General features: G+C 68.0%; 15 protein-coding genes and 1 pseudogene. 7 read left to right on the top strand and 9 right to left on the bottom strand.

Annotated elements, in window-relative coordinates; translation table 11 throughout:
• Window positions 1-12 precede the first annotated feature (12 nt).
• Window positions 13-1,314 carry an aspartate kinase gene (locus ASE95_RS07975; protein WP_056634225.1) on the bottom strand — a complete coding sequence of 434 codons (1,302 nt, stop codon included), beginning with the start codon at window positions 1,312-1,314 and terminating at the stop codon, window positions 13-15.
• Window positions 1,315-1,365: 51 nt separating this feature from the next.
• Between ASE95_RS07975 and ubiG the strand changes: the two genes are divergently transcribed.
• Entirely contained in the window at window positions 1,366-2,127 is a 762-nt protein-coding gene (ubiG, locus tag ASE95_RS07970; RefSeq protein ID WP_056634222.1) for a bifunctional 2-polyprenyl-6-hydroxyphenol methylase/3-demethylubiquinol 3-O-methyltransferase UbiG, read from the top strand.
• Window positions 2,128-2,149: 22 nt separating this feature from the next.
• On the opposite strand, the gene ASE95_RS07965 is transcribed toward ubiG, so the two are convergent.
• Window positions 2,150-2,380: a hypothetical protein gene (locus tag ASE95_RS07965; RefSeq protein ID WP_056634219.1), complete on the bottom strand. Its 231-nt coding sequence runs from the start codon at window positions 2,378-2,380 to the stop codon at window positions 2,150-2,152.
• A gap of 113 nt (window positions 2,381-2,493) precedes the next feature.
• Here ASE95_RS07965 and ASE95_RS07960 point away from each other — a divergent pair, with 113 nt between their 5' ends.
• Complete coding sequence (locus tag ASE95_RS07960) at window positions 2,494-4,308, top strand: ABCB family ABC transporter ATP-binding protein/permease (RefSeq protein ID WP_056634216.1); 1,815 nt, start codon at window positions 2,494-2,496, stop codon at window positions 4,306-4,308.
• 7 nt (window positions 4,309-4,315) lie between these two features.
• Here the strand turns inward: ASE95_RS07960 and ASE95_RS18565 are convergent.
• Window positions 4,316-5,482, bottom strand: a pseudogene (locus ASE95_RS18565) (phospholipase D-like domain-containing protein).
• 117 nt (window positions 5,483-5,599) lie between these two features.
• Here ASE95_RS18565 and rpoZ point away from each other — a divergent pair.
• Complete coding sequence (gene rpoZ / locus ASE95_RS07950; RefSeq protein WP_056634212.1) at window positions 5,600-5,944, top strand: DNA-directed RNA polymerase subunit omega; 345 nt, start codon at window positions 5,600-5,602, stop codon at window positions 5,942-5,944.
• A gap of 153 nt (window positions 5,945-6,097) precedes the next feature.
• On the opposite strand, the gene ASE95_RS07945 is transcribed toward rpoZ, so the two are convergent.
• The 6 genes from ASE95_RS07945 to rpmI all read right to left on the bottom strand — a co-directional run bounded on the left by ASE95_RS07945 (window position 6,098) and on the right by rpmI (window position 12,131).
• Window positions 6,098-6,889, bottom strand: a complete 792-nt coding sequence (locus ASE95_RS07945) for a ThuA domain-containing protein (protein ID WP_235528234.1) — start codon at window positions 6,887-6,889, stop codon at window positions 6,098-6,100.
• A gap of 55 nt (window positions 6,890-6,944) precedes the next feature.
• Window positions 6,945-7,820 carry an aldose 1-epimerase family protein gene (locus ASE95_RS07940; RefSeq protein WP_056634204.1) on the bottom strand — a complete coding sequence of 292 codons (876 nt, stop codon included), beginning with the start codon at window positions 7,818-7,820 and terminating at the stop codon, window positions 6,945-6,947.
• The gene (gene pheT / locus ASE95_RS07935; protein WP_056634201.1) at window positions 7,813-10,176 is read right to left on the bottom strand and encodes a phenylalanine--tRNA ligase subunit beta; all 2,364 of its coding nucleotides are present in this window, start codon (window positions 10,174-10,176) and stop codon (window positions 7,813-7,815) included. Before pheT ends, ASE95_RS07940 begins: the two co-directional genes overlap by 8 nt.
• A gap of 98 nt (window positions 10,177-10,274) precedes the next feature.
• Window positions 10,275-11,375 (bottom strand): phenylalanine--tRNA ligase subunit alpha, encoded by a 1,101-nt coding sequence (gene pheS / locus ASE95_RS07930; RefSeq protein ID WP_056635941.1) that lies wholly within the window; start codon window positions 11,373-11,375, stop codon window positions 10,275-10,277.
• Between the two features lie 166 nt (window positions 11,376-11,541).
• Window positions 11,542-11,907 (bottom strand): 50S ribosomal protein L20, encoded by a 366-nt coding sequence (gene rplT / locus ASE95_RS07925; RefSeq protein WP_056634198.1) that lies wholly within the window; start codon window positions 11,905-11,907, stop codon window positions 11,542-11,544.
• A gap of 20 nt (window positions 11,908-11,927) precedes the next feature.
• Window positions 11,928-12,131, bottom strand: coding sequence for a 50S ribosomal protein L35 (gene rpmI, locus ASE95_RS07920; protein WP_056635938.1), 204 nt, complete (start codon window positions 12,129-12,131; stop codon window positions 11,928-11,930).
• A gap of 162 nt (window positions 12,132-12,293) precedes the next feature.
• On the opposite strand from rpmI, the gene ASE95_RS07915 reads away from it, so the two are divergent.
• From ASE95_RS07915 to ASE95_RS07900, 4 genes are all read left to right on the top strand, one after another.
• Window positions 12,294-14,420: an AsmA family protein gene (locus ASE95_RS07915; protein ID WP_056635936.1), complete on the top strand. Its 2,127-nt coding sequence runs from the start codon at window positions 12,294-12,296 to the stop codon at window positions 14,418-14,420.
• 1 nt (window position 14,421) lies between these two features.
• On the top strand, window positions 14,422-16,011 hold the full coding sequence (locus tag ASE95_RS07910; RefSeq protein ID WP_056634195.1) for a cisplatin damage response ATP-dependent DNA ligase: 1,590 nt from the start codon (window positions 14,422-14,424) through the stop codon (window positions 16,009-16,011).
• A gap of 26 nt (window positions 16,012-16,037) precedes the next feature.
• A complete protein-coding gene (gene aroC / locus ASE95_RS07905) occupies window positions 16,038-17,114 on the top strand; it encodes a chorismate synthase (protein WP_056634192.1) in 1,077 nt (358 codons plus the stop codon).
• A 78-nt stretch (window positions 17,115-17,192) separates the two neighbouring features.
• A complete protein-coding gene (locus ASE95_RS07900; RefSeq protein ID WP_056634189.1) occupies window positions 17,193-17,627 on the top strand; it encodes a hypothetical protein in 435 nt (144 codons plus the stop codon).
• Window positions 17,628-17,657: the final 30 nt, after the last annotated feature.

The following is a 17,657-nucleotide window of genomic DNA, read 5'->3' as shown; positions in this document are numbered from 1 at the left end:
TCTGGGTGATCCTCAGGCCGCCTCGTCGGCATCCAGACCGTAAGCGGTATGCAGCACGCGCACCGCCAACTCGGTCTCATCCTCGTGGATCAACACCGACACCTTGATCTCGCTGGTCGAGATCGCCTGGATGTTGATGCCGCGCGCGCCCAGCGTCGTGAACATCGTGCTGGCGACGCCGGCATGGCTGCGCATCCCGACCCCGACGACGCTGATCTTGGCGACCCGCGTGTCGTGGATCAGGTCGCCGAACCCGATCGTCCCGCGCGCCTGGTTCAGCGCCTCGATCGAACGCGGCAGGTCCGCGGCGGGCACGGTGAACGTCACGTCGGTCGCGCTGGTGCTGCCGTTATCGCCCGAACCCGCGCTGCGATGCGCGATGTTCTGGATGATCATGTCGACGTTGATGTTCGCGGCCGCCAGCGGCTCGAAGATCGCGGCGACCGAACCGGGCTTGTCGGGCACGCTGGTCAACGTGATCTTCGCCTCGTTCTTGTCGTGCGCGATGCCGGTGATCAATTGCCGTTCCACGTCGCCATTCTCCTTGGAGGCTGCCTCCTCTTCGCCCACGATCATCGTCCCGGGCAGCGTGTCCGCCATCGGTGCATCGTCGCCGGTGAACGACGACAGCACCTGGATACGGACGTTTTCCTTCATCGCCAGCCCGACCGAGCGGGTCTGAAGCACCTTGGCGCCGACGCTGGCGAGTTCCAGCATCTCCTCATAGGTCACCTTGGCCAGCTTGCGCGCGCGCGGCACGATCCGCGGATCGGTGGTGTAGACGCCGTCGACGTCGGTGTAGATGTCGCAACGGTCGGCCTTCATCGCCGCCGCCACCGCCACCGCCGACGTATCCGACCCGCCACGTCCCAGCGTCGTGATCCGGCCGTTCGCCGACACGCCCTGAAAGCCGGGGATCACCGCCACTTCGCCCGCCGACAGGCTGGCGTCGAGCGCATCGGTGTCGATCGTGCCGATCCGCGCCTTGGCGAACGCGTCGTCGGTGTGGATCGGCAATTGCCAGCCCAGCCATGAACGCGCCGGCACGCCGATCGCCTGCAACGCGATCGCCAGCAGCCCGCTGGTCACTTGCTCGCCCGCCGCGACCACGACATCATATTCGCGCGGATCGTACAGCGGCGACGCTTCGCGGCAGAAACCGACCAGCCGGTCGGTTTCGCCCGCCATCGCGGAGACGACCACCGCCACCTGGTTGCCGGCCGCGGCCTCGCGTTTCACCCGTGCCGCGACCGAGCGTATCCGCTCGATCCCCGCCATCGAGGTGCCACCGAACTTCATGACGATGCGCGCCACTGCTGATCCAAACGCCTTGGGGTAGAAGGGGCGTCCTGATAGGAAGCACGCATGACCGACGCAAGCGTAACAACCGCAACCATCCCCGCCATCCCCCACGCCTCGATCGTGGCCGGCGAAGCGGCTCATTTCGGGAAGCTCGCGGCGGAATGGTGGGATCCCAACGGCAGTTCCGCGATGCTCCACCGGTTGAATCCGGTACGCCTGCGGTACTTGCGCGGCGCGATCGACCGCCATTGGGACCTCGACGATCGCAGCTTCACACCGCTGGCGGGCAGGCGCGCGCTCGACATGGGATGCGGTGCGGGACTGCTGGCCGAACCACTGGCGCGAATGGGGGCTCAGGTGACCGCCGTCGACGCAGCGGCGGAAAGCATTGCCGTCGCCCGCCTTCACGCCGCGGCACGCGGGCTGGCGATCGACTATCGCGCCGGGGGAGTCGAGGCCGTGGCCGGTGAGACTTTCGATCTCGTCTGTTCGATGGAGGTGATCGAACACGTCGCCGATCCGCGTTCCTTCATGGCAGGTCTGGCGGCAACCATCGCGCCGGGCGGAATACTGGCGATGAGCACGCCGAACCGCACATGGCTTTCCCGCGTCGCGCTGGTCGAGGGGGCCGAACGGCTTGGCCAGATCCCCCGCGGCACGCACGACTGGGACAAGTTCCTGACCCCGGACGAGCTATGCGAGATGATCGCAGCGGCAGGACTGGAGGTGACCGACGTAACCGGATTGTCGGTCGGCACCAGCGGCTTCGTACTGGGCGGGTCCACGGCGCTGGACTATCTGGTCACGGCGAGCCGTCGCTCCTGAAAATCACCTTACGCTATGAAGATCAGCCGCGCCCCTTGTCCTGCGCGCGGTCGACGAATTGCGCTCCGTTCCGCTGGCATGCTGCGCTTACCACCGGATAGTCCACGTCGGTATTGCGCGCGAGTGCGGCGGGCATCGCTGCCTGGCATTGCTGGACGGTCGCGTAATGCGCCGGCTCGACACGGGCAGTGGCGCATCCTGCGGAAGCGTCGCCGCATCCCATGATCGCCATGACGAAAAAAGCTGCTTCCATCTCAATCTCCGTTGGCTATAGAACGATCGCGTATCCGCGTCGTTCCCGCCGGCACCTGCCCGGAACGGGACGGTTGACGCCCACCGTGCGACGCACGACATGCCGGTCACCTTATGCCCCCCGATACATCGACCTCCTCCGCCGTCGAGCGGCCGTTGCTGCCGACGTTGCGTCGTTTCCTGCCCGATCTGTGGCCGGCCGACGCGCCGGGGATGAAGCTGCGCGTCGCCGGTGCGCTGGTACTGGTCGTGCTGTCGAAGCTGGTGCAGGTCTATGGCGCGCCGTTCGCGTTGCAGGGTGCGGTGGACGGGATGGCCGTGCCGACCACGCCACTGTCGCTCGTGGTGCTGCTGGTGCTGGGCTATGCCGCGGCGCGATTCGGCAGCACGTTGTTCGACAATCTTCGCAACACCGTGTTCGAGCGCGTCGGACAGGAAGCGACCCGGCGGCTGGCGGCCCGCGTATTCCGTCACCTCCATCAACTGTCGCTGCGCTTTCACCTCGAACGCCGCACCGGCGCGGTGACGAAGGTGGTGGAGCGCGGCACCAAGAGCATCGACACGATGCTCTATTTCCTGCTGTTCAACATCGCGCCGACGGTGCTGGAACTGGCTCTGGTGCTCGGCATCTTCTGGGTGAAGTTCGGGTGGCAACTGGTCGCCGGCACGGTGGCGATGGTCGTGCTGTACATCTGGTTCACCCGCCTCGTCACCGATTGGCGCTCGGCGCTGCGTGAGCGGATGAACGAGCTGGATACTGGCGCGGTGGCGCATGCGGTCGATTCACTCCTCAATTTCGAGACGGTGAAATATTTCGGCGCGGAGGAGCGCGAGGCGCAGCGCTACGATCGTGCGATGCGCGCCTATGCCGATGCCGCGGTGGTCAGCGAGAACAGTCTGGCATGGCTCAACGTCGGGCAGGCTGCGATCACCAACACGATGCTGGCCGGCGGCATGGCATGGGTGGCGCTCGGCTGGAGCCGTGGTGCGTTCACCGCCGGTGAGGTCGTGCTGGTGTCGACGTTGCTGTCGCAACTGTTCCGCCCGCTCGACCTGCTCGGGATGGTCTATCGCACGATCCGCCAGGGCGCGATCGACATGGGTGCGATGTTCGACCTGATCGACACGCCGTCTGAGGTCGTCGATGCCCCCGACGCGCCGGCATTGCTCGTCTCGCGCGGCGCGGTGCGGTTCGAGGGGGTCGTATTCGGCTATGACAAGGGCATGACCATCCTGAAGGGCATCGACCTCGACGTGCCGGCCGGAACGACCTGCGCAGTGGTCGGGCCATCGGGGGCCGGCAAGTCGACGCTCGCGCGGTTGATGTACCGCTTCTACGACGTGGACAGCGGGCGGATCACGATCGACGGGCAGGACATCGCGCACGTCGAACAAGCGACGTTGCGCGCCGCGATCGGCATCGTCCCGCAGGATACGGTGCTGTTCAACGACACGATCGGCTACAACATCGCCTATGGCCGCGCCGGCAGCGATCAGGCCGCGATCGAGCAGGCGGCACGCGGCGCGGCGATCGCCGGCTTCATCGAACGCCAGCCGGACGGCTATGCCACGCGCGTCGGCGAGCGCGGGCTGAAGCTGTCCGGGGGTGAGAAGCAGCGCGTGGCGATCGCGCGTACCCTGCTGAAAGATCCGCCGATCCTTATCCTCGACGAGGCGACCAGTGCGCTCGACAGCCGGACCGAGGCGGAGATCATGGAAACGCTGGAGGCGATCGAGCGCGGCCGCACCACCATCGTGATCGCGCACCGGCTATCCACGATCGTTCACGCCGACCAGATCGTGGTGCTGGACGCGGGCCGCGTGGTCGAACGCGGAACGCATGCCGCGCTCCTCGCGGCGGACGGGCTTTATGCGGAAATGTGGGCGCGCCAGGTGCGCGAGCAGGAGGAAGCGCTGGCGGAGGTCTGACCGCACGCTATTCCTCGTCGATCCCGAAGTTCAGCCCGCGCGAGATCGCCGGGTCGGCCACCGCGGTGAGCAGATAGGCGACGAACTGCTTGCCGCGCTGCCACCATCCCGTCGCCGCGCGATAGCCCTCGACCGTCACCTCGTTCGACTGCGCGACCTCGCGATCGACATAGCCGCGGGCGTGCGCCGCGAAGGCGGCATCCTCGATCCGCAGCATCAACTCCAGGTTGATGAACAGGCTGCGCATGTCGAAATTGGCACTGCCGATCCAGGTCGCGTCATCGACCACGTACAGCTTGGTATGCAGCTTGGTGGCCGCATATTCCCAAATGCGCACGCCCCGGCGCAGCAACCCGGCATAGGTGAAGCGCGACGCCGCGATCGTGACGTTATTGTCCGATCGTGCGGCCGTGACGACGCGCACCTCGGCCGCGCGCTTGCCGGCGCGATCAAGCCGGCGCAGCACCGTGGGGCTGGGCGTGAAGTAACCGGCGATGATGTCGATCCGTCGTGCGCGCTTCATGTCGGCGCGGATCGCGCGTGCCCATGGCGACAGGTGGCGTGTCGGACCGCCGATCAGCCAGCGCAACCGACCCTCGCGCTCGCTTCACTGCGCCAGCCCCTTGTTCAGGCGGCGCACCCGCCCGCCCTCGCGGATGCCCGTTTCCAGCGCATCGAAATACCCGGCCATCCGCGCTGCCGCCGGCCCTTCGACCAGCAAGCCGAGGTCGCGCCACGCCTGCTCCGCAGGGGTGCCGAAATAATCGTCCTCGATGTTGAAGCCGCCGATGATGATTCTTGCGTCGGCGCCCTCAGCGTCGGCGAGCGCCAGTTTCTGATGGTTGCGCAGCAGATATCGTCGCCCAAACCGCGGCGAGAACCGGCACACCGATACGCCCGCGCCGCGCAGCGGATCGAAGAACGCATCCTCCTCGCTGCCGAAGCCGTCGACGATCAGCGTCGCCGCCACCCCGCGCCGCGCCGCCTCGATCAGTGCCGCGTTGACGCGTCGCCCGGTCGCATCGTCGGCATAGATGTAATAAAGGATCCGGAGCGAGATGTGCGCGCCTGCGATCAGCGCCAGCAATCCGTCGAGCCGCCGTGGTCCGGTATCCAGCAGCGTCAACCGGTTGCCGTCGACCGTGAACGTGGGCTGCGGCGCTGCATCTTCCATCCCGCTGGAAATGGAGCGTCATACTCCAACCGGCAAGCGCAGCCTTTCCTTGACCGATCGCCGTCCGTCGTCTAGTTGGTCGGGCTCCCCTAAGTTTACCGTCAAGAGGAAACGCGGATGGCGCGCGTCACTGTCGAGGATTGCGTCGACAAGATCCCGAACCGTTTCGATCTGGTCCTGCTCGCCGCCCAGCGTGCGCGGCAGGTGTCGGGCGGTGCTGAACTGACGATCGATCGCGATCGCGACAAGAACCCGGTCGTCGCGCTGCGCGAGATCGCCGAGGAGACCGTGCGTCCCAAGGACCTGCTCGAATCGGCGGTGCAGAGCCTGCAGCGTGTCCAGATCGACGACGAGGAAGAGGCGGACGAGATCGGCAGCCTCGCCGCTTCGGCGGAGGCGCTGCGCCTCACCGCCGTCGCCCCGCCGCGGAACCAGAATCTGGGCGCCGACTACGACGGCTGATCCCGCCGCTTGGCAGCTACCGAAAAGGGCCGGCACTCTTCACGAGTTACCGGCCCTTTTCGCGTCTGCATCATCCCGGCGGCGATTGGCCGCTCGCGCACGGGCGCGGCGCGGCCTCGCGCGGCCCTCCCGACCGCACCTCGAACGAGGCAGTTACCGTGCCGCCCAGCGGATCGCGTTGGTCAGCACCCGGCGCATGTTCGGATCGTCATAGGCGCCCGGTTCATGCCCCAACGCCGAGTAGAAGACCCGGCCCTTGCTGCTCGGGTTGATCCACATGATCGGATGGACACCCATCGTCAGCTTCGCACCGGGCCGATAGCTCGCCTCATCGACGCGTGCGAGTACCGTCATCCCGCGCGACGCCGGATTGCCGGAGAACGAATAATATTCGTCGCGCAGCGTCCACGGCTGGGTGACGCCCGCCATCACCGGATGTTGCGGCTGATCGACCACGATGCGTGCTGGCTGGATATGGTCCGCGTCGCCGGGATGACCGATGAAGGTCGTGCGCAGGATCGTGTCGTCGTACCAACGGCCCTTGTGGCTGTCGTCACCCGCGGCGTGGAGCGCGACCACCCCGCCGCCACGCGCCACGAAGCGCGCGAAGGCGGCGGTTTGCGCCGGCGTCATGAACTCGCCGCTGGCGCTGTTCAGCACCACCACGGCGAACTGACGAAGCTGCCGGTCGTTGAACACCGCAGCATTCTCCGTAACGTAGCTACCACGCCCCAGATCGGCCGCGATCCCGCGCAGCACCGCGTTGGAACGCGGGATGTGTTCGAAATGCCGCCAGCCGTTCGTCTTGGAAACGATCAGCACGGCACCTTTCAGATTCGCGGGGACCATCGGTGCGATCCGGTCGGTCACCGGCGTTGGCAGATGCGGGTTTCCCGCCGCCTGCACCATTGCCAACGTCGCAATCATCGCCAGTGATTTCAGCATCATCCGTCTCCCTGCGCCGTTCCTAGCGCGCGGGCGACGGTGATGCGAGTACCTGTCACGCCGTCAAAGTAATGCGCAATGCGATCCGTTTTTCGCCATGCGGTGCGACCGTGAAGACGCCGGGCTTGTCGCGATACTCGCCCGCGAAGCCGGTCGGGTCGGCAATGCCGTGCCATGGCTCGACGCAGACATAGGCCGCGCCCGGCTTGGTCCACACGCCCAGCATCGGCGTGTCGGGGAAGGCGATGTCCAGCTGCGGCGCGCCCTCCGCGCCATAACGAACCGCCTGCGACTCAACGGGTGCCCACACCAGCGCGTCGTCGGTGAACAGCTGGTCGGCCAGATGCAGTACGCGCCCGTCGAGCGGCGAGCCACGCTCCGCCGTCGCGATCGTGCCGTCCTCGGCGATCACCTTCAGCGAACCCGGCTCATCGGCGGCGAAGACGATGCGGTGATCCGCGCGCGCCTGCCCGAACGGCAACGGCCACGCGAAGGCGGGATGGAAGCCGAAGCTGGCGGGCAGCGGTTCGTCGGCCGGGTTGGCCACCGTCACGTCGACCGCCAGCGTCGCGCCGTGCAGCTCGAATGCCACTTCCAACCGGAACGCGAACGGATAAGCGGCGCGCGTCGACAGGTCGTCGACGAGCGCGAACACCGCCCGCGTCGCGGTGGCTTCGATCACCGAAAACACGCTGCGGCGCGCGAAGCCGTGCTTGGCGATCGGGTAAGCCTGACCATCGACGCGGATCGTGCCGTCGGCGGTCATCCCGACGACCGGAAACAGCAGCGGCGCGCGCCCGGTCCAGAATCGCGGGTCGGCGTCGGTCATCAACTCGCGCCCTGCCGCGTCGGTCAACGACGACAGTTCCGCGCCCAGCGGATTGATCGCGGCGCTCAGCTCGCCGTTCGAAATGCGGACCCACTCACCCACGCAATGTCGCTCCCTGCTTGGCGGCGGCGGCCACCACCTTGTCCGCGATCGCCTTCAGGTCGGCGTCGGTAAAGCTCTTGTCCGCGGGTTGCAGCACCACCTCCAGTGCGACCGACTTGTGCCCTTCGGCGACGCCGGTTCCGGTGAACACGTCGAACACGCGCGCGCGGACGATCGCGGTCTTGTCCGCGCCCTTCACCGCGCGCGCCAGCGCATCGGCGGAAAGGTCGGCGGGCACCAGGAACGCGAAGTCGCGCCGCACGGGTTGCAACGTCGGCGGTGCATAGGCAGCGCGCATGAAGCCCGATCCCCGCTTGCCCGGCATCGCGTCGAGGTACAGTTCCACCGCGACGACCGCGCCCGACAGGTCGAACGCCTTGAGCACCGCCGGATGCACCGCGCCGAACGCCGCCAGCACCGTCTTCGGCCCGAGCCGGAGCGTGCCCGATCGACCGGGGTGAAACGCCGACCCCGCCTCGCCCATCACCTGCAGATTGTCGACCGGCGCGCCGGCGGCGGCGAGCAGCGCCAGCGCCTCGGCCTTGGCGTCATAGGCGTCATATCCCGTCGCCTTGCCGTCGCGCCATCCGCGCGCGCGCTTGTCGCCGGCCAGCACCAATCCCAGCGTCGCGCGCTCGCCCTCCGCCAGATAGCGTCGGCCGATCTCGAACAGCCGCACGCCATCCGCGCCCTGCCGCAAGTTGCGCTCGGCGGCGGACAACAGCCCGGGCAGCATCGACGGGCGCATCACCTTCAGCTCCTCGCTGATCGGGTTGGCCAGCCGGAACGGCGCATCGCCGAACGGTGCGGCCTGCTTCTCGCTGATGAAGCTCCATGTCACCGCCTCGTCCAGGCCGCGGGCGGCGGCGGCGCGTCGCGTGCGACGCTCCAGCCGCTGTTCGGGGGTCGCGGTCGGGCGTGCCACACCGGCCGTGCGCGGCAACGGTACGGGTGCGACCTTGTCGATCCCCTCGATACGGATCACTTCCTCGACCAGATCGGCGGTGCCATCGATGTCGCGCCGCCACGTCGGTGGCGTGACGTTCCAGTCGGCGTCGACCGCGAAGCCCAGCGATGCGAGGATTTCCCGCTGCCGATCCGGGGCGACCGCCAGCCCGCCCAGGGTTTCGGCACGCGCCGGATCATAGGCGTAGCTGCGGGTGCCAGGCGGCGCTGCGCCCGCCCGCGTCACGTGGCTGGCGCTGCCGCCGCAATATTCCAGCACCAGGAACGTCGCGATCGCGAGCCCGTCGTCGAGGAACGCCGGATCCACCCCGCGCTCGAACCGCTGGCGCGCATCGCTGGTCAGCGCCAGCTTCTGGCCGGTGCGCGCGATCGCGTCCGGCGCGAAATAAGCGCATTCGATGATGACGTCGGTGGTCGCCGCCGACACGCCCGAATGCGCGCCGCCCATGATGCCGCCGATGTCGTGCACCGCCGCGTCGTCGGCGATCACGGTCATGCCCTGGGCCAGCGTATAGGTCTTGCCGTTCAGCGCCTCCACCGTCTCGCCCGCCCGCGCCGGTCGCGCGACCAGCCCGCCGGACAGACAGGCCTTGTCATAGACGTGGAGCGGACGGCCAAGATCGACGGTCATGTAATTCGTGATGTCGACCAGTGCCGAGATCGGCTTCTGCCCGATCGCCCGCAGCCGCTTGGCCATCCACTCGGGCGCGGCACCGTTGGTCAGCCCCGACACGCCCTGCGCGAAGAACGCCGGGCAGCCCGCGGCATCCTCGATCCGCACGTCCGGGCCCGGGCCATGTGCGGCGACCTGCGGCACGGTCGGGGCGATCAGCTTGCCCAGCCCGGCGGCGGCCAGATCGCGCGCAATGCCGTGAACGCCCATGCAGTCCTGCCGGTTGGGGGTGACCGACACCTCGATCACCGGATCGCCCAGCCCGGCATAGTCCGCAAAGGCGGTGCCGACCGGCGCATCGGCGGGCAGTTCGATGATCCCGTCGTGATCGTCGCCCAATTCCAGTTCGCGGGTCGAACACATCATGCCGTTCGATTCGACGCCGCGGATCGCCGCGACCTTCAGCACCATGCCGTTGGCGGGCACCGCCGCGCCGGGCTTCCCGAACACCCCGACCAGCCCGGCCCGCGCGTTCGGCGCGCCGCACACCACCTGCAACGGCCCGTCACCGGCATCGACCGACAGCACCTGCAACTTGTCGGCTTGCGGATGCCGTTCGGCGGTAAGGACGCGCGCCACGGTGAAGCCTTTCAACCTGGCGGCGGGATCGGTGACGCCCTCCACCTCCAGCCCGATGCGGGTGAGCGCGTCGAGGATCGCGTCCAGCGACGCGGCCGTATCGAGATGGTCCTTGAGCCAGGAAAGCGTGAATTTCATCGTCTCTACTTCCGTCGCTCCAGCGCCCGCTGGAGCCTGTCTGGGGCGGGCGAACACTCTCCCGCATGGCACCCCGGCACCGGGGTGACGCGACTGGCTCAGGCCGGCGTGCCGACCCCGCCGGACAACGTCGGCACGTCCAGCGCGCTGAATCCGTAATGCTTCAGCCAGCGGATATCGCCGTCGAAGAACGGCCGCAGATCGTCCATGCCGTATTTCAGCATCGCCAGCCGGTCGATGCCGCAACCGAACGCGAACCCCTGCCACTCCTCCGGGTCCAGCCCGCATGCCGCGATCACCTTCGGGTGGACCATGCCGCTGCCCAGCACTTCCATCCACCCTTCCGACCCGCCGATCACGCGCTTGCCCTTCACGATCGAATAGCCGACGTCCACCTCCGCCGACGGTTCGGTGAAGGGGAAGTAGCTCGGGCGCAGCCGCAGGACGATGTCGTCGCGCTCGAAGAACGCCTTCAGGAACGTCTCCAGCGTCCATTTCAGATGGCCCAGCGTGATGCCCTTGTCGATCACCAGCCCCTCGACCTGATGAAACATCGGCGTGTGGGTGGCGTCGCTGTCGGAGCGATAGGTGCGTCCCGGCGCGATGATGCGGATCGGGGGCTTGTTCGCCAGCATCGTCCGGATCTGCACCGGCGAGGTATGGGTGCGCAGCACGCGCGGCGTCTCACGGTCCGCGGGGTCGCTGTCCTCGCGGCCTTCCAGATAGAAGGTATCGTGCATCGCCCGTGCCGGATGGGTTTCGGGGATGTTGAGCGCGCCGAAGTTGTGCCAGTCGGTTTCCATCTCCGGCCCGCTCGCCACCGCGAAGCCGAGATCGGCGAAGATCTCCGCGAGTTCGTCCATCACCTGGCTGACCGGATGTACCGTGCCCGCCGCCGAAGCGTCGGCCGGCAGCGTCATGTCGAGCGCCTCGCTGGCCAGCTGCTCGTCGAGGGCCGCCTGCTCGAGCTGCGCCTTGCGCGCCGCGATCGCGCCCGTCACCGCCTCGCGCAGGCCGTGGATCGCGGGCCCGCGCACCTGCCGCTCCTCCGGCGACAAGGCACCCATCGTCTTCAGCAGCTGCGTCACCCGCCCCTGCTTGCCCAGCGCGTCGACCCGCACCGCCTCCAGCGCGTCGAGCGAGGCGGATGCCTCGATCGCGACGAGCAGGTGGGTTTTGAGGTCGTCGGTGTCGGTCATCGTCTCATCCGTCATGCCTGCCGTCCAAGCGCAGACTCGTGCCCAAGTCCAGCCCCGCGTACATCTCCGCGCGCCCCGATACTGGCCAGGCGGCAAAGGACCGGAACGAAGAAGGGCGCCGGTGTTGCCACCGACGCCCCGCATTACGTTCTCGCGTCAGGTCGCCTCAGGCGGCCTGCGGGAGAGCCGCCTTCGCCTGCGCGATGATGGCGCTGAATGCCGCCTCTTCGTGCATCGCGATGTCGGCCAGGACCTTCCGGTCCAGTTCGACGCCCGCCAGCTTCAGGCCGTGCATGAACTGCGAATAGGTCAGACCTTCCGCGCGGACGCCGGCGTTGATGCGCTGGATCCACAGGCCGCGGAACGTACGCTTCTTAACCTTACGGTCGCGATAGGCGTACTGGCCGGCCTTTTCGACGGCCTGCCGAGCGACGCGGATCGTGTTCTTGCGACGACCGCGATAGCCCTTGGCCTGTTCCAGGATATTCTTGTGCTTGGCGCGAGTGGTTACGCCCCGCTTTACGCGTGCCATATGCTATTCCTCCTCGTCGCTCAGCTAAGGCCGTACGGTGCCCAGGCCTTCACCGCTGCGGTGTCGGCCTTCGACAGCACCTTGGTGCCGCGGTTCTGGCGGATGTACTTGCCGGTGTGATGCAACAGGCGGTGGCGCTTGCCGGCGACGCCGTGCTTCAGAAGGCCGGTGGCCGTCATCTTGAAGCGCTTCTTCACGCCACTCTTGGTCTTGAGCTTGGGCATTTTCATCCTTTCGGCTACGCGATTCGACTGAGACGGCCGCGGCAGCCCTCGATGGCCGGGCCGTCCGTATCCGCCGATCGCTCGGGAAGCGCGCCGCATAACCTCGGCGTCCGCGAAAAGCAATGGCGGGAACCGTCGTCGCTACGCCGGGATTGTACCGCCATGGCAACGACCCCGCCCGCCGACGCGACGCCCGCCCCCCCGCCGCCGCTCCCCCCGGCGTCGGCATCGCCGTCGGCACGCCGCCGACGTGGATGGCGCATCGCCCGCAACGTCGCACTGGGTGTCGTGGCCACGCTGTTCGCGGTCTGGCTGGTGCTGTTCGTCACCAAGGGGCGGTTCCTCAAGCGCCCGTTCGAAAACATCGTCGGCAAGCTCACCCACCGCCCCGTGACGGTCGGTGGCGATTTCCAGCTGTATTTCGCGCCGCTGCGGATCAAATTCTATGCCGAGCGGGTGGCGGTCGGCAATCCGGGCTGGGCGACACGTCCGCACCTGTTCACCGCCGACCGCATCGATTCGCGCATCGCGCCGCTGTCGCTGCTGTTCGGCAAGCGTCGCTTCCACTGGCTCGACCTGACCAACGGCGCGGTCGATCTGGAATGGGACGCCGCGCACGATCGCAACACCTGGACGTTCAGCGAGGACAAGGGCTCGGGCAAGCCGCTCGACCTGCCGCGCATCGATCGCGCCACCGTCACCGGCACGCAGGTCCGCTATGTCGACCCGCGCATGAAGCTGCTGACCGACGTGAAGCTCGACACGATCCGCTCCACCGATGCGCGGATCGGCGCGGCGGTGGGGCTGAGCGGCGGCGGGCAGCTGCGCGACACGCCCTTCACGGTCGCGGCGCGGCTGTTGTCGCCGGATGCGACGGTGGCGCGCGGAAAGAACGAGCTGGTGATGCGCGCCCGCGCTGCGGGCAACACGATCGACGTGGCGGGCACATTGCCCAGCATCGCGGCCGTCGAGGACGTCCCGCTGGCGGTGCGCGCGCGCGGGCGCAACCTGTCGACGCTGCTCGATATCATCGGCGTGGCGTTGCCCAATACGCGCGCCTACGATCTGCGCGCGCAACTGGTGACGCAGGGCGGCGAATACCGCTTCACGCGGCTACGCGGCACGTTCGGGCAGAGCGACGTCGCCGGGCGGCTGACGATCACCAACGCCGCGCGCTTGCATCTCGATTCGGAACTGACCACGCGCCGCCTCGATATCGTCGATGCCGCGCCGTTCATCGGCTACAATCCGGATATCGTCGCGGAGAAGGGCGCAGTGGCGGCAGCCGCGGCGACGGGAGCGGCACCAGCGCGCATCCTGCCCGACGCCGCGTTGCCGGTCGAGACGATGCGGCGCTTCGATGCCGACCTGAAATGGCATGTCGGCGTGGTGCGGTCGCGACGGGTGCCGATTTCGAACATCGACCTCGTGCTCGATCTGGAGCGCGGGCGGCTGGCGCTTTCGCCGCTGACCTTCGCGATGGCGCGCGGCAACGTCGCCACCGACGTGGTGTTCGACACGCGCGAGCGGCCCAGCGCGGTCAGCTACGATATCCGCCTGGCCCCGACGCCGATGGGGCGGCTGCTGGCCGGCTACGGCGTGGCGGAAGCCGGCACTTCGGGCACGATCCGCGGCCGCATCCAGCTGAAGGGACGTGGCGACACGATCCACGATTCGCTCGCGACATCCGATGGACGGATCGCCTTCGTCATGCCGTCCGGCACCTTGTGGACGCGTAACGTCGAACTGGTCGAGATCGACTTGGGCACCTTCGTGCAGAAGATGTTCCAGGCCGAGTTGAAAAAGCCGATCGAGATCAACTGCGGTCTGGTCGCGTTCACCGTTCGCAACGGCATCGCCGGGGCCGATCCGGTCCTGATCGACACCAAGAACAACGTCATTCTGGCACGCGGCGGGTTCAGCTTCCGCAACGAGGCGGTCGATCTCGCCTTCAAGGCCGATTCGAAGAAGTTCAGCCTGTTCTCGGGCCAGTCGCCGGTGGGGATCGGCGGCACGTTCGCCGACTGGCAGCTGAACGTCGTCTCGCCGCAGTTGCTGGCGCGGGCGGGTGCGGGGCTGGGGCTGGCGTTGGTCGGCACCCCGGTTGCGGCACTACTGGCGTTCGTCGACCCGGGTGACGCCAAGGCGGCACAATGCGGTCCGGTGCTGTCGGGGAAGACCGCCGCGGCGCAACGTGACGAAGACGGCAAGCCGCGCGACGACATCGGCAACGGTGCGGCCGGCAAGGTCGAGCCGCCGAAGCGCAAGAAGTTCCTGGGCATCTTCTGACGTGCGCGCCTTCGCCGCCCTGCTCGACGCGCTGATCTACACCCGGTCGCGCAATGCCAAGCTGCGGCTGATCGGCGATTACCTGCGCGATACGCCCGACCCGGATCGCGGCTGGGCGATGGCGGCACTGACCGGCGAGCTGGACCTGCCCGGCGTCAAGCCGGCGGTGATCCGCGCATTGATCGAGTCGCGCGTCGACCCGGTATTGTTCCGGATGAGCCGCGACTATGTCGGAGACACCGCGGAAACGGTCGCGCTGCTGTGGCCCGAACCGGATACGCCGCCCGACGATCCCGTCCCGTTGACCGTCGCCACCGCGGTCGACCGGCTCGCCCAACTGTCGCGCGCCGATGCACCGGCCGTCCTGGCGACGATGCTCGACCGGCTGGACGCGGAGGAACGCTTCGCCCTGCTCAAGATGGCGACCGGCGGGCTGCGGGTCGGCGTTTCGTCGCGGCTGGCCAAACAGGCGCTGGCCGATACCTTCGCGCTCGATGTCGAGGCGGTGGAGGAGGTCTGGCACGGGCTGGAGCCCCCCTACCCGACGCTGTTCGCCTGGGCGGAGGGGACCGGCGAACAGCCCACCGCCGCCGATACGCCGGTGTTCCGGCCATTCATGCTCGCGCACCCGCTCGACGATCTGCGCGTCGATCTTTCCGATTACGTCGCGGAATGGAAGTGGGACGGCATCCGCGTGCAACTGGTGCATGTCCCCAATGCGGACGGCGGCGAGACCCGGCTGTTCAGCCGCACCGGGGATGACGTCACCCGCGCCTTCCCCGACGTTGCGGCGGCCTTCGCCACCCACGGCGTGGTCGATGGCGAATTGATGGTGCGCGGCGACGTTCAGGGTGGCGAGGCGGGCAGCTTCAACGCGCTGCAGCAGCGACTTGGGCGAAAGGTGGTTTCCGCCAAGATGCTGGCGGAAGCGCCGGCGTTCGTCCGGCTCTACGACATATTGTTCGACGGGGCCGAGGATGTGCGCGCGCTGCCATGGACCGCCCGGCGGGAACGGCTGGAGGCGTTCGCAGGTCGGCTCGATCCCGAGCGCTTCGACCTGAGCCGTGTGGTGGAGGCCGATGATTTCACCGCGCTGGAGGGCATCCGGGCCGGTGCGCGCGATGCCGCGATCGAGGGGATGATGCTCAAGCGCCGCGATTCGCCCTATGTCGGGGGGCGACGTGCCGGGCTGTGGTACAAATGGAAGCGCGATCCGCTGACCGCCGATTGCGTGATGATGTACGCGCAGCGTGGCAATGGTCGCCGGTCGAGCTGGTACAGCGACTATACCTTCGGCTGCTGGACCGAGGATGGCGAGTTGCTGCCGGTGGGCAAGGCCTATCAGGGGATCACCGATCAGGAGATCGCGCAGCTCGACCGCTTCGTGCGCCAGCACACGCTCAACCGCTTCGGTCCGGTGCGCGAGGTGGAGAAGACGATGGTGCTGGAGATCGCGTTCGACTCTATCCACGAATCGAAACGGCACAAATCGGGCGTGGCGATGCGCTTTCCTCGCATCGCCCGCATCCGCACCGATAAACCCGCCGCCGAGGCCGATACGCTGGCGGCGCTGCGGCGGTTGGTGACGTAGCGGCCGAATTGTGACAGACGCGCACGATGAGCTTCAACACGTTCGGTCGCGTCTTCCGTTTCACCACCTGGGGCGAAAGCCATGGGCCGGCGCTGGGCGCAGTGGTCGACGGCTGCCCGCCGGGGATCGCATTGACCGAAAGCGACATCCAGCCGTGGCTCGACCGCCGCCGTCCCGGACAGTCGCGCTTCACCACGCAGCGCCGCGAACCCGATCAGGTCCGCATCCTGTCGGGCGTGTTCGACGGGCGGACCACCGGCACCCCGATCAGCCTGATGATCGAGAACGTCGACCAGCGATCGAAGGATTATTCCGACATCGCGCAGGCCTATCGCCCCGGCCACGCCGATTATGCTTACGACGCCAAATACGGTTTCCGCGACTATCGCGGCGGCGGGCGTTCCTCCGCGCGGGAAACCGCGGCACGCGTCGCCGCCGGGGCGGTGGCGCGGCTGGTGACGCCGCAGGTCCGCGTGCGCGCCTGGGTGGAGGCGATCGGCGGCGACGCGATGGACTATGCCGCGTTCGACGATACGCAGATCGACGCCAACCCCTTCTTCTGTCCCGATGCCGCCGCCGCCGCCCGCTGGGAGGTGACCATGGACGCCGCGCGCAAGGCGGGTTCATCGCTGGGCGCGGTGATCGCGTGCGAGGCGACCGGCGTTCCCGCGGGTTGGGGGGCGCCGCTTTATGCCAAGCTCGACAGCGAACTCGCCGCCGCGTGCATGTCGATCAACGCCGTCAAGGGGGTCGAGATCGGCGACGGCTTCGCCGCTGCCGCCTCGTCGGGCGAACAGAATGCCGATGCGATGCGCCCCGGCGAAAACGGCGCGCCCGAGTTCCTCGCCAACCATGCCGGGGGGATCGCCGGCGGGATCGCCACCGGGCAGCCCGTTCGCCTACGGGTGGCGTTCAAGCCGACCAGCTCGATCCTGACGCCGGTGCCCAGCATCACCCGCGATGGCACCGCGACGGAGGTCATGACGAAGGGTCGCCACGATCCGTGCGTCGGCATACGCGGCGCTCCGGTGGTGGAGGCGATGGTCGCGCTCGTCCTCGCCGATCAGGCATTGCTCCATCGCGCACAATGCGGCATGGATTAGAGCGTTTTGCACGGCGCGATCAGGAACGATCGCGCGCGACGCTTCGTTGACGGGCCATTCCACATAAGGAGAGGTTCGATGCGTTCCTATATCGCGATCACGGCGGCTGCCATGCTGCTTCCCGCCGCAGCCATGGCCCAGACGACCGGCGGCGGCGCCGGCGGTGCCGGTGGTGGCACGATGGGTGGCACCATGGGTCAGCCCGGCGGAACCATGGGCCAGATGGGCCAGCCCGGTGGCACGATGGGCGGCACGACGACCGACCCGATGACCACGTCACCGCAGACGACCACCCCTTCGACATCGCAGGATCGGTCGACCACCACCCGCGACTCGCGCCGCACCCGAAATCGCAGCACGACGACGACCGGCCCTGACGCAGTGACCAATTCGCGCACGACGCTCGGCCAGCCGCAGCAGGGTCAGCCGACCGAGTCGACCAACACCCCGCAGCAGCAATTGCCGCAGGGCGGTGCCGCCGGCACCACCACGCAGCCCGGGCCGCGCAACTGAAACAAGAACGGCGGGGTGCGAACCCCGCCG

Source organism: Sphingomonas sp. Leaf231 (assembly GCF_001421995.1).
GTDB lineage: Bacteria > Pseudomonadota > Alphaproteobacteria > Sphingomonadales > Sphingomonadaceae > Sphingomonas.
Note: the sequence above shows the minus strand (reverse complement) of the source record. Positions and strands in the feature narration are given on the sequence as shown.

Excerpts from the sequence above, each read along its gene's own strand:
- ubiG (WP_056634222.1), top strand. The coding sequence starts at position 1,366 with ATGACCGACGCAAGCGTAACAACCGCAACCATCCCCGCCATCCCCCAC.
- ASE95_RS07965 (WP_056634219.1), bottom strand. The coding sequence starts at position 2,380 with ATGGAAGCAGCTTTTTTCGTCATGGCGATCATGGGATGCGGCGACGCT.
- ASE95_RS07960 (WP_056634216.1), top strand. The coding sequence starts at position 2,494 with ATGCCCCCCGATACATCGACCTCCTCCGCCGTCGAGCGGCCGTTGCTG.
- rpoZ (WP_056634212.1), top strand. The coding sequence starts at position 5,600 with ATGGCGCGCGTCACTGTCGAGGATTGCGTCGACAAGATCCCGAACCGT.
- ASE95_RS07945 (WP_235528234.1), bottom strand. The coding sequence starts at position 6,889 with ATGCTGAAATCACTGGCGATGATTGCGACGTTGGCAATGGTGCAGGCG.
- pheT (WP_056634201.1), bottom strand. The coding sequence starts at position 10,176 with ATGAAATTCACGCTTTCCTGGCTCAAGGACCATCTCGATACGGCCGCG.
- pheS (WP_056635941.1), bottom strand. The coding sequence starts at position 11,375 with ATGACCGACACCGACGACCTCAAAACCCACCTGCTCGTCGCGATCGAG.
- rplT (WP_056634198.1), bottom strand. The coding sequence starts at position 11,907 with ATGGCACGCGTAAAGCGGGGCGTAACCACTCGCGCCAAGCACAAGAAT.
- rpmI (WP_056635938.1), bottom strand. The coding sequence starts at position 12,131 with ATGCCCAAGCTCAAGACCAAGAGTGGCGTGAAGAAGCGCTTCAAGATG.
- ASE95_RS07915 (WP_056635936.1), top strand. The coding sequence starts at position 12,294 with ATGGCAACGACCCCGCCCGCCGACGCGACGCCCGCCCCCCCGCCGCCG.
- aroC (WP_056634192.1), top strand. The coding sequence starts at position 16,038 with ATGAGCTTCAACACGTTCGGTCGCGTCTTCCGTTTCACCACCTGGGGC.
- ASE95_RS07900 (WP_056634189.1), top strand. The coding sequence starts at position 17,193 with ATGCGTTCCTATATCGCGATCACGGCGGCTGCCATGCTGCTTCCCGCC.